Below are 14256 nucleotides of genomic sequence, written 5' to 3'. Positions count from 1 at the left end.
CTTTATTTCATCGCAGCTCCAGCTACTGTACCCATTACGCTGATAGGAACCTGCTCTTCTACCCCTTTGGCTGCTCTGTTAACACTTCTAAGGGTCTTTTTAGCCTCTACATAAAGAGAATCATCTTTTAAAAGTTTACCTAACGTTCCTTCTCCTCTTTCTATCCGTGCGGTTATGTCTTTTAGGTTGGTAGATATTTGTTTCAATTCTTTGTAGAGACTTTCGTCATTGATCAGTTTCCCTAAGGTCCCCTCTCCTTTTTCAAGTTTCTTTGAAACCTTCTCTAAATTAGCCACTGTTTGGGTAAGGGTTTTGTAAAGTTGGTCGTCTTTAACCAGTTTTCCAAGGGTCCCTTGTCCGCTTTCTATTTGTCTGGCTATGACTTTTAGATGATCTGTAGTCTCTTTGAGGTTTACATATAAACTATCATCTGTAACCAATTTTCCTAAACTACCTTGCCCTTTCTCTATTTTAGCGGCGATACCTTTGAAACTTTCTGAGGCTTCTTTTATGTTTGCTACTAAAATCTTTAAGTTTTGTCTACCTTCCTCAGTACCTAAAAGCTCTTTTAACCCTTCTACCGTAGGTCCGATGTTAGCCAACAGATCATCCACAGAGACTGCACTGTGAGCATTGGCTATCATACTTTCAGGCTTAAGATAGTTCTTAGAAAATCCTGGCTTTAACTCTACAAATTTATCTCCTAATACCCCATAAGTTTTTACATAAGCCTCTGCGTCTTCCTGGACTTTGTATTTACTATAGATTAAAAGTTCTACTTTAGCCTTTCCTTCAGGGGTAAGCTCTATGTTCCCTACCTTCCCTATATTCACCCCTGCCATCTCTATCTTGGCTCCTTTGGCAAGCCCTGAGACGTTTTCAAAAACCGCATAAAGCTTATAGCTATCCTTTGGAGTAAAAGCCTCTTCTCCTAACTTAAAGGTAAGATAAAGGAGGGCTAAAATACCTATAAAAACAAAAAAACCAACTTTTATCTCAGTAGAGCCTTTTACTGCCATGTTTTCACCTCCTTATAGCCTATAATAAAGCACTTCTTAGAAAGTTCTGAATAAACTCTTCTTCTGCCTGCTTAATCTCATCAGGGGTACCAAACTTTAAAATTCTACCCTGATGTAAAAAGGCGATATAATCTGCAAATTTTAAAGCTAAAGCTACGTCATGACTTATGATAGCACAGGTAAGCTGGTATTTTTCTTTTATGTCTTTTATGAGTTGTAAAATCGAAACCTGCAAAATCGGGTCAAGCCCGGTGGTGGGTTCATCAAAAAGAATAACCTTAGGTTTTAAGGCAAGGGTTCTCGCCAAAGCTGCCCTTTTTTTCATACCTCCTGAAAGTTCAGAGGGGAATTTATCCTTTGAGGCAAGAAGTCCTACAGCGTCTAATAGTTCTTCTACCTGAGACTTGATTTCTTTAGCACTTAACTTAAAATGTTCCTTTAAAGGAAAGGCCACGTTTTCTCCTACAGTCATAGAATCAAACAAAGCCCCTTCTTGAAATAAAAATCCTATGTTTTTTCTAACCTTTTGTAGCTCCTTTTCTGAAAGTTTGGTTATATCCTGGTTTTCAAACCGGATCTCTCCTTCATCAGGCTTAATCAAACCTACTATATGTTTCAAAAGAACGCTCTTTCCTGTACCACTTTGTCCCATGATAAAAGTGATATGGTTTTCAGGTAGGGCAAGGTCTACCCCTTTTAACACCTCAAATCCGTTAAAACTTTTCCTAAGTCCCTTGATAACTATCATCTATACCTCTAAAAGAAAAGGGTAGTTAAGATGTAATCCATCACTAAAATACCTACGGTAGAAACCACAACCGCCTCGGTAGTAGCCCTTCCAACCCCTTCAGCTCCTCCTCTTACGTTATAACCCTTATATCCACATACACTTACCAAAAAAGCTCCAAAAAAGATAGATTTTAGGATACCACTCATGATGTCTTTAAATTCTACCATGTCAGTCATCCTGGCAGTAAGTAACCCAGGGTCTATTTTTACCAAAAAAACCCCTACCACATAACCTCCGGCGATACCAATCAAATCTGCTATGGCTGTAAGTAAGGGTACCACTAAAATAGCAGCCCAAAGCCTTGGGCTGATGAGATACTGAATCGGGTTAACAGCCATTATTTTTAAAGCATCTATCTGCTCTGTAATCCTCATACTTCCAATCTCAGCACAGATAGCAGAACCCGCTCTTGCCACCACCACGATGGCTGTAAGCACAGGACCTAACTCTCTAGTAAGGGTTAAAGCTACAGCACCACCCAAAATACTTTGAGAACCTACTTTGGCAAGGGCAATGTTAACCTGATAGGCTGTAACCATCCCAGAAAAAAGCGCGGTAAGAAATACTACCAAAAAAGATTTAACCCCTATAAATTCCATATGTTTGATTAAATGCTTGAGTCGAAAAGGGGGAGTAAAAAAATAAATCAAACTCTTTAGAAAAAAGAGGAAAATTCCCCCTGAATCTTCAAGAACTTTAAGGAAACTTTTTCCTAAGAACCTTAAGATGTTCATTCTAATATAGCCCCTCTTGAACTTGATTGTACTAAACTATAATATTTTTTCAATACTCCTTCTACTTTTTTCTTCAAAGGTTTCCATCTCTTCTTACGTTCCTCAAGTTCTCTTTCTGAAACTTTGAGTTCAAGCTTTCTCTGGGGTATGTCTATTTCTATCAAATCTCCTTCTTTAACCAAAGCAATAGGGCCTCCCTCTGCAGCCTCAGGAGACACATGTCCTATACAAGCCCCTTGGGTGCCTCCACTAAATCTCCCGTCGGTAATAAGAGCTACAGAACCACCCAAACCCATTCCTACTATGGCTGAAGTAGGAGAAAGCATCTCTCTCATCCCAGGCCCACCCTTAGGGCCTTCATACCTTATGACTACAACGTCACCTTTCTTAATCTTTCCGGCTAAGATAGCCTGATAGGCCTCTTCTTCAGAGTCAAAAACCCTTGCAGGACCAACATGTTTTAACATCTCAGGCAAAACAGCACTGGTCTTAACCACCGCTCCCTCAGGGGCTAAATTTCCATAAAGAATAGCGATACCTCCCTCTTTATGGTAGGGATTTTCTACCGGTCTTATAACCTCCCTGTCTAACACCTCTACATCTTTTAAAAGTTGTTTTAATGTTTTTCCTGAAACTGTCTTTACATCCAGGTGAATAAGGTTCAACTTAGAAAGCTCCTTTAAAACCGCTGGTATTCCTCCAGCAAAATGCAAATCTACCACGCTATGATAACCGGCAGGAATAAGCTTAGCAAGTACTGGAGTTTTTTTAGAAATCTCATCAAACACCTTTAAATCTAAATCTACTTTGGCTTCTTTGGCTATAGCCATAAGATGTAAGACTGTGTTGGTAGAACACCCAAGTGCCATATCAACGGCTATAGCGTTTTCAAAAGACTTTCTGTTGATGATCTTTCTTGGGGCAAGTCCCTTTTCTACAAGTTCTACGATTTTTTTCCCTGTTTCTTTGGCTAAACGGATACGGTCAGCAAAAACAGCAGGAATAGTTCCATTTCCTGGGAGAGCTATTCCTATAGCCTCAGATAAACAATTCATCGAGTTAGCAGTAAACATCCCCGCACAGGAACCGCAGGTAGGACAAGCACAACTCTCAAGTTCTTTTAGCTCGTCTTCTGTCATGGCTTTTTTCTGAACCTTTCCTATGGCTTCAAACACAGAAATAAGGTTCACCCTCTGTTTTTTATAAACTCCTGTAAGCATGGGGCCACCTGCTATCAGGATAGAGGGAATGTTTACCCTAAAAGCTGCCATCATCATGCCAGGAGTGATTTTATCACAGCTTGTAACCAGTACCAGACCATCAAAGGCATGGGCATGGGCCATGATTTCTATAGAGTCTGCGATGATATCTCTACTCGGAAGAGAATAGCACATCCCTTCATGGTTCATGGCGATCCCATCGCAAACCCCTATGACCCCAAACTCAACAGGCACCCCCCCTGCTTCTCTTACCCCAGCTTTAACCGCCTCTACGATCTGTCTTAGGTGTATATGCCCTGGGATGATTTCGTTAAAAGAATTAGCAATTCCTATAAGAGGCTTGTTAAGTTCGTTGTCTGTAAACCCTAACGCTTTTAGTAAAGACCTATGGGGAGCCCTTTCTATTCCTTTTTTAATCCGATCGCTTCTCATGTTGTCCTCCACTATTAATGGGTATCTTTGTTATTTTATTGAAATTAAACCTTGCTGTCAAGAAAAAATGTATTAAATTTTAAGAAAAATTTTTATTAGGGGGATTTTTTATGATTAAAGATGCAGTAGAACAAGCCTTAGCTAAAGTAAGGCCTATGTTGCAGGCTGATGGTGGAGACGTAGAGCTTGTAGAGGTTACTCCAGAAGGGGTGGTAAAGGTTAGGTTAAAAGGTGCTTGTGGTTCTTGCCCCATGTCTACCATGACCCTAAAAATGGGTATCGAAAGATACTTAAAAAAAGAGGTCCCTGAGGTAACAGAAGTAGTAGCCGTTTAATTGATATTTTAAAAATAGTCTAAAAGGGGTATAAAGGTATGGCCAGGGTTACGATAGAAGATTGTCTAAAAAAAGTACCAGGCAGGTTTAGATTGGTACACTTAGCCATAGAAAGGGTTAAACAATTAAAAGAAGGGGCTGAACCCCTTGTACAGGCAGACAACAAAGATATTGTGTTAGCCCTTAGAGAAATTGCCGCCGGATTGGTTACCACTGAAAACATAAAACATCTTGGTAAAAAAGAGAAAACATCCTCTCCTTACGAACTAACCGAGATCTTAAAGCAAAAAAGTTCCTCTAAGTAAAGGATAGGATGTCTTACAAAGATTTTTATGAAATTTTAGGAGTTCCAAGAAATGCCTCTCAGGAAGAGATAAAAAGAGCCTATAGAAGGCTTGCCCTTAAATACCATCCCGATAAAAACCCAGGAAATAAAGAGGCTGAAGAAAAATTCAAAGAAATCTCCGAGGCCTATGAAGTGCTTTCTGACCCTGAAAAAAGAGCTATCTATGATACTTACGGTTATTCAGGGCTTACTTCTTCTGGTCATAGAAGGTTTGAAGATGTAGGAGATATTTTCAAAACATTTTCTGACATTTTTGAGGAGTTTTTTGGTTTTACCTTTGAAGAAAAAAGCCATACTAGACCTCGAGATGGAGCTGACCTTTCATATGAAGTAGCAGTAGACTTAGAGGACCTTTTTACAGATAAAGAAATTACGCTTGACATAGAAAAATTGGACCTATGTGAAGATTGTGGAGGATTAGGCTATAATCCTGATAAAGGTTTAAAGATTTGTGAAACCTGTAAAGGTAAAGGGAAAATTGCCTACACCGAAGGATTTTTTAGGATTGCTTATGCTTGTCCAGATTGCAGAGGCAGAGGTTCTACTTATGTAGAAATCTGTAAGAAATGCAACGGGTCGGGAAGGGCTTGGAAGAAAAAGCAAATAAAGGTAGTTATCCCTGCTGGGGTAGAGGATGGGACTATTTTACGGATCTACGGCGAGGGAGAGGCTGGGCTTTATGGAGGTAGGCCAGGAGACCTTTATCTTAGGGTAAAAGTCAAACCACATCCTCTTTTTTACAGAGAAAAATCTAACCTCGTTGGAATTTTAAAGGTAAACTTTGTTTCTGCAATTTTAGGAGACGAAGTTAAAATCCCTTTTTTTAAAGAAACGCTATCTGTAAAGATACCCCCAGGTTGTCAACCAGGGGATGAACTCGTGATAGAAAATAAAGGACTTCCTGACCCTAAAACTAAGAAAAAAGGAGATCTTATACTAAGACTACAGGTAGAGCTTCCCCATAATGTTAGTGAAGAAACTAAACAACTTTTAAAGAAAATATCTGAAAAAGAAAAAATCGACAGTTCAACCAACAGGTTAGAACCATATCAACAGGAGAAAAAAAAGAAAAAAGAAGGTTTTTGGAAAAAGTTTATTTTTGGAAGTAGGTAATGGCTGATTTTACCCATTTAGACTCCCAAGGCAATCTTTTTATGGTAGATGTAGGAGGAAAACCTGCGACTGAGAGAATAGCCATAGCTAAAGCTGAGGTAGTCTTTCCTGAAGAGATCTACCCTAAGGTGATATCCCAAGATATCCCTAAGGGAGATTTCTTAGCCTGTGCTAAGGTTGCAGGAATTTTAGGGGCTAAAAAGACTTCTGAGCTTATACCTCTTTGCCATCCTTTGCCCATCTCTAAGGTAGACCTTAATTTTAGGTTTATTCCTGAAAGGTATGTGCTTGAAATCGAGGGGATGGTAAAGACTGTAGGACAAACCGGGGTAGAGATGGAGGCCTTGACCGCAGTAAGCATTGCTGCTCTTACCGTTTATGATATGTGTAAAGCCCTTGATAAGCGCATCAAAATCACCAACATCAGGTTGGTTTATAAAACCGGTGGAAAAAGTGGTGAAGTAGTATTAGAAGAACAACCTGGAAAGGAGGATTTCTGATGGATAAGGAAAAATTAGCCATGTTTAAAGAACTTTTGCTAAAACGTCGAGAAGAAATTCTAAAGGATGTTTTAGAAACCAAAAAAGAGTTGGTGGAAGAGTATGAACCTTTAGCAGACGCCATCGACCAGGCCACACGTGAAAGTAATCTGGCTTTTGAGTTAAGACTAAGAGACAGAGAACAAAAACTGTTAAAGAAGATTGACAAAGCCCTAAAAAAAATAGAAGACGGAACCTACGGAATATGTGAAGCCTGCGGAGATGAAATAGACGAAAAAAGGCTTCTTGCAAGACCTGAGGCCACCCTTTGTATCGAATGTAAAAAAGCCTAAGAAAGGATGGAAAAAATCAGAGGAGAATAAATAAACCAGCACTTTTGTGAGAAGACAAGACAGGTTTATCGAGCTTCTTGAGGTTAACCAAAATAACCTCAAAGGGTTTAGTTTAAAACTTCCTTTCTATAGTTTAACAGCAGTCACCGGTGTTTCTGGGGCTGGAAAATCAAGTTTAGTTTTTGACACCCTTTTTGCCGAAGGCCAAAGACGTTATATAGAAACTTTTTCTTCGTATGTAAGACAGTTTTTCGAAAAACTCCCCAGACCTAAGGTTAAAGCTATCTTAAACATCCCACCAGCTTTGGCCTTTCCTCAGGGTAATAGCATCAAAACTTCACGTTCCACGGTAGCTACCCTTACTGAGATTAGTCACTTTACTAAAATGCTCTACTATTACAGCGGGGTTCCTTTTTGTCCTAACTGTAAAAAATACCTTCTACCTCAAACCCCACAGGCTATAGCCAAAGAGATTATCGAAAAATTTTATCAGGTACCACTCTACCTCATAGTTCCTCAAAAACCACAAGAAAGCTTTGAGCACCTCAAAGAAGGTCTACTTGCTGCAGGATTTTCAAGGGTCTTTTTAGATGGAAAGGTATGTGAAATAGACGAGATAGAAGAAGTACCTGAAGAAATAGAATTAATCATACATAGACTCAAGCCTACGGAAAAAGACCTCTTTGATCTTATATCCTCTTTAGAACTTGGTTTTAAAATCTCTCCATGGATCAAGGTTAGAACTATTTACGGAGAAGAGGCATATTATACCCAAGAAAAAAACTGTCCTCAGTGTGGTCTTAAGATACCTGAAAAAACACCCAATCTATTTTCGTTTAACAGCTCGTTAGGGGCTTGCCCTGAATGCAAAGGGTTTGGAAACCTGTTAGTCTTAGACTTTGAGGCCTTGGTAAAACATCCAGAAAAACCTGCAACCAAAGGCGCTATCCCTATCCTTGATTTTCCTTTTTTGTTTGAGGTAAAACTGGACCTGATAGAGTTTTTAAGGACTAAAAACATAAACTTAAACCTTCCCTTTAAAGACCTGCCTGAAGAAATTAAACAAAAAATCTTTTGGGGCGAAGGGGATTGGTACGGACTTAAAGAGCTTATAGACTGGCTTGAAAGTAAGCGATATAAACCCCATATAAGGATTCTTCTTTCAAAACTAAGAAGAGAAGTAAACTGTCCTGTATGTAAAGGAACCAGGTTTAACCCTCAAGCTTTAATGTTTTATATTAATGGATTAAACATCGGAGAATTTTACGGTTTAGAAATTAAAGAAGCGGTTAAATTTATTCAAAACTTTTTAGAACAAAAACCTCAGCCTGCAGAAGAAAGGCTGGCTAAGGAAATATTAAAACGTCTTTCCTATCTTGAAGAAGTGGGCCTTTCCTACCTTACCCTTAGCCGAGCAAGTAAAACCCTTTCTGGGGGAGAAACCAGCAGATGTCTTCTGACAAGAGCACTTTCATCTAACTTAGTAGAAACCCTTTACTTGATAGATGAGCCAACTACTGGACTTCATCCCAGAGATACCCAAAAAGTATTAAAACTTCTTGAAAGATTGGTTTCTCAAAAAAATACAGTAGTGGTGGTAGAGCATGATCCTGAGATCATTACCCAAGCGGACCTTCTGATAGATTTAGGTCCAGAGGGAGGGGAAAAAGGAGGTCATCTCTTATTTTTTGGACCTCCCAAAAAAATTTTTAACACAAACACCCCTACAGCAGAAGCTTTAACCGAGATAAGCCAAAAAAGAACGTATTCTTTACCCGACTTTCAACCCTCAGGTTTTATCAGATTTTATGGAGCAAAGAAAAACAATCTAAAAGGATTTTCCTTTTCTCTTCCGCTAAAAGCGATTACCTGTATCGTAGGGGTATCGGGGTCTGGTAAGTCTACCCTTTTAGAAGATGTAATCTACCAGGGGCTGGTTGACGCAAAGAATAAGCATCCTTTAAGGACCTGTGAAAAGATTGAGGGAGTCAACCGGATCGACCAGGTGTTATACCTTACTCAGGAACCACTAGCTCGGTCCCCTCGCTCGGTGGTAGCAACCTATTTAGACATCATAGTATATTTAAGGAAGCTCCTTGCAAGTACTAATACCGCAAAAAGTTTGGGATATGCTGAAACTTGGTTTTCTTTTAACTCAGAACATGCCCAGTGTCCTGCGTGCAAAGGTCTTGGGTTTGAGATAATAGAGATGCAATTTTTATCAGACCTAACCATCCCCTGTGAGGTTTGTAATGGTACCCGATTTAGGGAAGAGATTTTAGAAGTCAGATGGAGAGGAAAAAACATCGCTGAAATGTTAGACCTTACCGTAGAACAGGCTTTAGAGTTCTTCTCAGGACATACACCTCTTAAAAAAACCCTGACCCTTTTAAAAAATCTTGGGATAGGATATCTCAAACTGGGACAACCCCTTTCTACCCTCTCTGGAGGAGAAGCCCAGAGACTAAAGATAGCAGATTTACTCTCTAAAATAAAAGGAGAAAAATGTCTAATCCTTCTTGACGAACCTACGGTTGGCCTTCATCTAAAAGACATAGAAAAACTGATTTGTTCGTTAAACTATCTAAAAAGCTTAGGACACACGGTGGTAATAGTAGAACATCATCCTGAGGTTATCTTAAACTCTGATTGGATACTGGAACTTGGTCCCGGTGGCGGAGAAGAGGGAGGAGAACTTATCTTCCAAGGACCCCTCTCCGAGGTTATCAAAAACCCAGAGGTGCAGACTCAAACCTCTTTTTATCTAAGAGAATATCTCGATGGACTAAACCTTAAAGATAAAGCTGAAGCCTCAAAAAAATATAAATACGACGAAGATCTTATAAAGCTTCGAGGGGTCAGACATCATAACTTAAAAAACATAGACTTAAACCTACCAAGGAAACAGTTGATAGTGATCACAGGGGTTTCTGGTTCAGGAAAATCTACCCTTGCGTTTGATGTGGTGTTTGCCGAAGGCCAAAGAAGGTTTTTAGAAACTTTACCCACTTATTTGAAACAATTTTTTAAGCTTTATGAAGAGATAGATTATGACCTTATTTCAGGGATACCGCCTACGGTGGCTTTAGAACAACGGTCAGGAGAACTTTCTCCCAAATCTACGGTAGGGACTATTACTGAGATCCTTCCTTATCTTAGGCTTCTTTATTCTAAGGTTAGCAAGGCCTATTGCCCTAAATGTGAAAGGGAACTAAAACCTCATGAACCAAAGGAATTGTTTGACTTAGCTTTAGAGTTTTTAAAAGGAGAAAAGGCTTCAAACATTACCCTTCTTGCTCCTTTGGTAAAACACCGAAAAGGAATCTACAAAAATCTGTTTGATAAACTGCTTGCCAACCTATATCATAAGGTCAGAATAAACGGAGAATTCTACAACATTCCTCCTATCCCTGCACTTTCAAGGTTTAAAGAATATACGATTGAGGTGGTGTTAGCTCAAGAAATAGATTGGAAAGAAGAGTGGTTTGAAAAGATTTTTTACAAAGGCCTTGAACTTGGAAAAGGAGAGGTTTTGATAAAAACCGATAAAAGGGAAGTACTTTTTAGTCAAAAAAGAACCTGCTCTTTATGTGGGATAAGTCTTCCTGAACCAGACCCGTTGCTTTTTGCTTTTAATTCAAAGGTAGGAGCTTGTCCTACTTGTGGAGGACTGGGTAGACTTGAAGAAGAACCATGCCCTGACTGTAACGGTTCAAGATATCGTAAAGAGGTTTTTTATTATAAAATTAACGGGATTTCTTTGCCTGAATTGTCTAACTTAAGTCTCTACAAAGTAAAAGAGTTTTTAGAAAAGCTTAAGTTTGAAGGTATACAACAAAAAATAGCCGAAGAACTAATTTCTGAAACCCTCTCAAGACTTGATTATTTAATAGATTTAGGTGTAGGATACCTTACCTTAGGTAGGTCTGCAGACACCCTATCTTCAGGAGAAGCCAAAAGGGTAAGAATTTCAGCAGAAATAGGGAGTAATCTCACAGGGGTAGCCTATATCCTCGATGAACCGACCATCGGGCTTCATCCTAAGGATACACAAAAATTAATAAAGGTGTTAAAAAAACTCAGGGATAAAGGAAATACCTTGATAGTGGTTGAACATGACGAAGATACGATTTTGGCAAGCGACTTTATGGTAGACTTGGGACCAGGAGGAGGAAAAAGAGGAGGACAGGTACTTTTCAGAGGACCTTCTAAAGAATTTTTAAGATCTTCCTCACCCACAGCTGAAGTAATTAAAGATCAAAACAGAAAAACCCTGAAAAGTTTTAAGCGCAATCCTAAGGAATTCTTATTACTTAAAGAGGCTTCCCTAAGAAACCTTAAAAACATAACCGTTTCTTTTCCTTTAAACGCTCTTACAGTAGTAGTAGGGGTTTCTGGTTCAGGGAAGTCTACTTTATTAGAGGAATGCCTTTACGAAAATCTAAAAAGACTATTAGAGGGAGAAAAAAACGGTATTCACGGTTTAAAAAACATAGAAAACTGGGAAAAAATCAAAAGGGTATATTTAGTAGACCACCAACCTATAGGAAACACCCCAAAATCTACCCCTGCTACCTATGTAGGGGTTTTTACCGACATTAGAAAGGCCTTTGCCAACACTTTATTGGCTAAACAGAGAGGTTACAAAGAAGGCAGATTTTCCTTTAATACCAAAGAAGGACAGTGCCCTTATTGCAATGGACAGGGATATGAAAAGATAGAGATTAAATTTTTACCTGCAGTTTATCAAAAATGTGAATACTGTGGAGGTAAACGGTATAATCCAGAAACCTTGGAAGTTTTGTTAAAAAATAAAAACATCGCAGAGGTCCTTGAGATGGACTTTGCTGAAGCTGTGGAGTTTTTCAGCAACTACCCTTCAATCCGTCATAAACTTAACACCCTCTGTGATATCGGCCTTGACTATCTGACCTTAGGACAGCCAAGTCCAACCTTGTCTGGAGGAGAAGCCCAGAGGATAAAGCTTGCCAAAGAGTTTATCAAGTCTTCTCAACCTGGGAACCTCTATCTTCTTGATGAGCCTACCACAGGACTTCACATAAAAGATGTAGAAAAATTAGCAGAACTCTTACAAGGTCTAATCCAGAAAGGCCATACAGTAATCGTGATAGAACATAACCTTGAACTTATCAAATGGGCAGACTGGGTGGTAGAACTCGGACCTGAAGGAGGAGAAAAAGGAGGGGAACTCCTTTTTCAGGGTCCGATAGAAGATTTCTTAAAAGCCTCTACCCCTACCTCTAAAATCCTTAAAAAATATCTTCAGTTGACCTAAATCAAGGTTTTTTCATTTAGGTCAGTTTATATTTTAACTAAACTTAAAAAATAAAAAAGAGGGCATATATCGATGAAAGCCGCTAAGATTATAGAAATAGACAAAGAACTCTGCAATGGATGTGGTCAGTGTGTGATTGCCTGCCACGAAGGGGCGATAGCTATCGTCAATGGCAAGGCTAAACTTGTGGCAGAAGAGGTATGTGACGGACTTGGGGCTTGCATAGGTGAATGTCCTACCGGTGCTATAAAACTTATAGAAAAACCTCAACCTTCCTCTTTCCTACCTTGTGGATGTCCCTCTCATCAAGTTAAAGAGTTTATTCCTAAAAACCTACCTCCTGTTGCAAACGAAATACCTTCTTCCCTTTCTCATTGGCCGGTTAAACTTAGATTAATCCCTCCTTCTGCTAAATTTTTAAAGGGAGCTAATCTATTGATTTGTGCAGACTGTGTAGCCGTAGCCTATCCCCAACTTCATACCCATCTTCTTCCTGGCAAGAAAATCCTAACAGGATGTCCTAAGTTTGATCCACCTGAGTTATACTGGGAGAAACTTGCAAAGATTTCACATCAAGCCCAACCAAATGGTTTAGAAATAGCCATCATGGAAGTGCCTTGTTGCAAAAATTTGGTTAGACTACTCTTAGACGTAAGAAAAACTTTAAGCCAAAAACTTCCCTTTAAGGTCTACACCATTGGTATAGACGGAAGGCTTAAAGATATAGAGGAGGAGGTTTAAAGGATGAAACAAGATAAGGTTATACCATATGGAAGTTCATCTGTAGCTTACGAGATTATTACCTGCTTTGGTCCAAAAGGATGCCCTAACGCTATAAACCGTTCTCTCGAGCTTATAAACACCCTCGAAGATGTACTAAAAAACTCTCAACTGGATGATTTTATAAAAACCAAACTAAAAGGCCAAACTTTAAGACCCCATCATAGGTTTAAACTCTCTATTTCAGACTGTCCGAACGGGTGTTCCCAACTTTATATCGCTGACTTTGGAATCCATAGTTTTGTTAAAATAAAACACGATGATAGTTTATGCACTCTATGTGACAATTGTGTAAATTCTTGCGAGGAAAGGGTGATTAAAGAAGTCGACCAAAAAATTGTGATAGACTATCAGAAATGCATAGGATGTGGTGCATGTATAAAAGCTTGTCCTGAAGGAGCCATAAAAGAAACCTTTAGAGGTTACAAAATCTACGTCGGAGGTAAACTTGGAAGACATCCAAGACTGGCTTCCTTTTTAACCAAGGCCTCACCTGAAGAAGTCCCGGTTTATCTTAAAAATTTGATACAGTTTTACAAAAACTACAACGAAAAAGGAGAAAGAGTGGGGGCTATGATAGAAAAGATGGGATGGCAAAAGGTAAAAAAACTTTTAAACCAAAAATCCTAAACCTAATTTTTTATAAACCAACTGCCTTTTTTAAAAGTTTAACTTCTTCTTCAGAAAGAGGAATTATTTCTGATGGTTTGAGTTCTCCTAATTCAACAGGACCTATCGCTATCCTTTTTAAACCTATAACCTTATAACCTAAACTTCCAAACATTCTTTTTATCAAATGATATCTCCCTTCCCTAACCTCTATTTTTACCCACCCTTTAGTCTCATCTAAAAAAGAGGCTGTACACGGTAAGGTCTTACCGTCAGAAAGCTCAACTCCTTCTTCTATCTTTTTCAGGTCTAACTCAGTTATTTCTTTATCCAACCAAACCTGATAGGTCTTAACAAGCTTCCATTTAGGATGCATCATCCTATGGGCAAGGGAACCATCATCGGTAAAGATTAACAATCCTTCCGCATCCTTATCAAGTCTTCCCACAGGAAAAATTCTGTTTAGCCCTAGCAGATCCTTAGGAAGAAAATCCATGACCGTAAGGTCCTTGTCTGACTTAGAGGTAACACACCCTCTGGGCTTATAGAATTTATAATAAAAACCTTCTATTTTCTTTCCAACTTCTTTTCCGTCGATCTGGACCACATCCTTTTCGAGGTTAATTTTTACCCCTGGGTCTGTGACCTTTACACCGTTAATCGTAACCCTACCCCTTTTTATTAAAAGGGATACCTCTTTTCTTGAGCCTATCCCAAGGTTAGAAAGAAACCTATCTAAACGCATATCTA

Annotated in this window: 13 protein-coding genes; 8 read left to right on the top strand and 5 right to left on the bottom strand. The window is 39.1% G+C overall.

Annotated elements, in window-relative coordinates:
- Positions 1 to 2 precede the first annotated feature (2 nt).
- Genes G580_RS0102135 through ilvD form a run of 4 tightly spaced genes read right to left on the bottom strand, consistent with a single transcriptional unit; the run spans position 3 to position 4195 of the window.
- On the bottom strand, positions 3 to 1019 hold the full coding sequence (locus tag G580_RS0102135; protein WP_028840838.1) for an MlaD family protein: 1017 nt from the start codon (positions 1017 to 1019) through the stop codon (positions 3 to 5).
- A 19-nt stretch (positions 1020 to 1038) separates the two neighbouring features.
- Positions 1039 to 1767, bottom strand: coding sequence for an ABC transporter ATP-binding protein (locus tag G580_RS0102130; protein WP_028840837.1), 729 nt, complete (start codon positions 1765 to 1767; stop codon positions 1039 to 1041).
- 8 nt (positions 1768 to 1775) lie between these two features.
- Entirely contained in the window at positions 1776 to 2543 is a 768-nt protein-coding gene (locus tag G580_RS0102125) for an MlaE family ABC transporter permease (RefSeq protein ID WP_028840836.1), read from the bottom strand.
- Positions 2540 to 4195, bottom strand: a complete 1656-nt coding sequence (gene ilvD / locus G580_RS0102120) for a dihydroxy-acid dehydratase (protein ID WP_028840835.1) — start codon at positions 4193 to 4195, stop codon at positions 2540 to 2542. The genes G580_RS0102125 and ilvD overlap by 4 nt, the downstream gene beginning before the upstream one ends.
- 110 nt (positions 4196 to 4305) lie before the next feature.
- On the opposite strand from ilvD, the gene G580_RS0102115 reads away from it, so the two are divergent.
- From G580_RS0102115 to G580_RS09625, 8 genes are all read left to right on the top strand, one after another.
- The gene (locus G580_RS0102115) at positions 4306 to 4530 is read left to right on the top strand and encodes a NifU family protein (RefSeq protein WP_200870690.1); all 225 of its coding nucleotides are present in this window, start codon (positions 4306 to 4308) and stop codon (positions 4528 to 4530) included.
- 38 nt (positions 4531 to 4568) lie between these two features.
- Positions 4569 to 4835: a DNA-directed RNA polymerase subunit omega gene (rpoZ, locus tag G580_RS0102110; RefSeq protein ID WP_028840833.1), complete on the top strand. Its 267-nt coding sequence runs from the start codon at positions 4569 to 4571 to the stop codon at positions 4833 to 4835.
- A gap of 8 nt (positions 4836 to 4843) precedes the next feature.
- A complete protein-coding gene (gene dnaJ / locus G580_RS0102105) occupies positions 4844 to 5989 on the top strand; it encodes a molecular chaperone DnaJ (protein ID WP_028840832.1) in 1146 nt (381 codons plus the stop codon).
- Positions 5989 to 6489: a cyclic pyranopterin monophosphate synthase MoaC gene (gene moaC / locus G580_RS0102100; RefSeq protein ID WP_028840831.1), complete on the top strand. Its 501-nt coding sequence runs from the start codon at positions 5989 to 5991 to the stop codon at positions 6487 to 6489. The genes dnaJ and moaC overlap by 1 nt, the downstream gene beginning before the upstream one ends.
- Positions 6489 to 6821 (top strand): RNA polymerase-binding protein DksA, encoded by a 333-nt coding sequence (dksA, locus tag G580_RS0102095; protein WP_028840830.1) that lies wholly within the window; start codon positions 6489 to 6491, stop codon positions 6819 to 6821. Before moaC ends, dksA begins: the two co-directional genes overlap by 1 nt.
- 46 nt (positions 6822 to 6867) lie before the next feature.
- Positions 6868 to 12117, top strand: a complete 5250-nt coding sequence (gene uvrA, locus G580_RS0102090; protein WP_083960781.1) for an excinuclease ABC subunit UvrA — start codon at positions 6868 to 6870, stop codon at positions 12115 to 12117.
- 72 nt (positions 12118 to 12189) lie between these two features.
- Positions 12190 to 12858: an ATP-binding protein gene (locus tag G580_RS0102085; RefSeq protein WP_028840828.1), complete on the top strand. Its 669-nt coding sequence runs from the start codon at positions 12190 to 12192 to the stop codon at positions 12856 to 12858.
- A 3-nt stretch (positions 12859 to 12861) separates the two neighbouring features.
- On the top strand, positions 12862 to 13527 hold the full coding sequence (locus G580_RS09625; protein WP_051172992.1) for a 4Fe-4S dicluster domain-containing protein: 666 nt from the start codon (positions 12862 to 12864) through the stop codon (positions 13525 to 13527).
- A gap of 10 nt (positions 13528 to 13537) precedes the next feature.
- On the opposite strand, the gene G580_RS0102075 is transcribed toward G580_RS09625, so the two are convergent.
- Positions 13538 to 14251 (bottom strand): pseudouridine synthase, encoded by a 714-nt coding sequence (locus G580_RS0102075; RefSeq protein WP_028840827.1) that lies wholly within the window; start codon positions 14249 to 14251, stop codon positions 13538 to 13540.
- Between the last annotated feature and the right edge of the window lie 5 nt (positions 14252 to 14256).

It is taken from the genome of Thermodesulfobacterium hveragerdense DSM 12571 (genome assembly GCF_000423845.1).
GTDB lineage: Bacteria > Desulfobacterota > Thermodesulfobacteria > Thermodesulfobacteriales > Thermodesulfobacteriaceae > Thermodesulfobacterium > Thermodesulfobacterium hveragerdense.
Note: the sequence above shows the minus strand (reverse complement) of the source record. Positions and strands in the feature narration are given on the sequence as shown.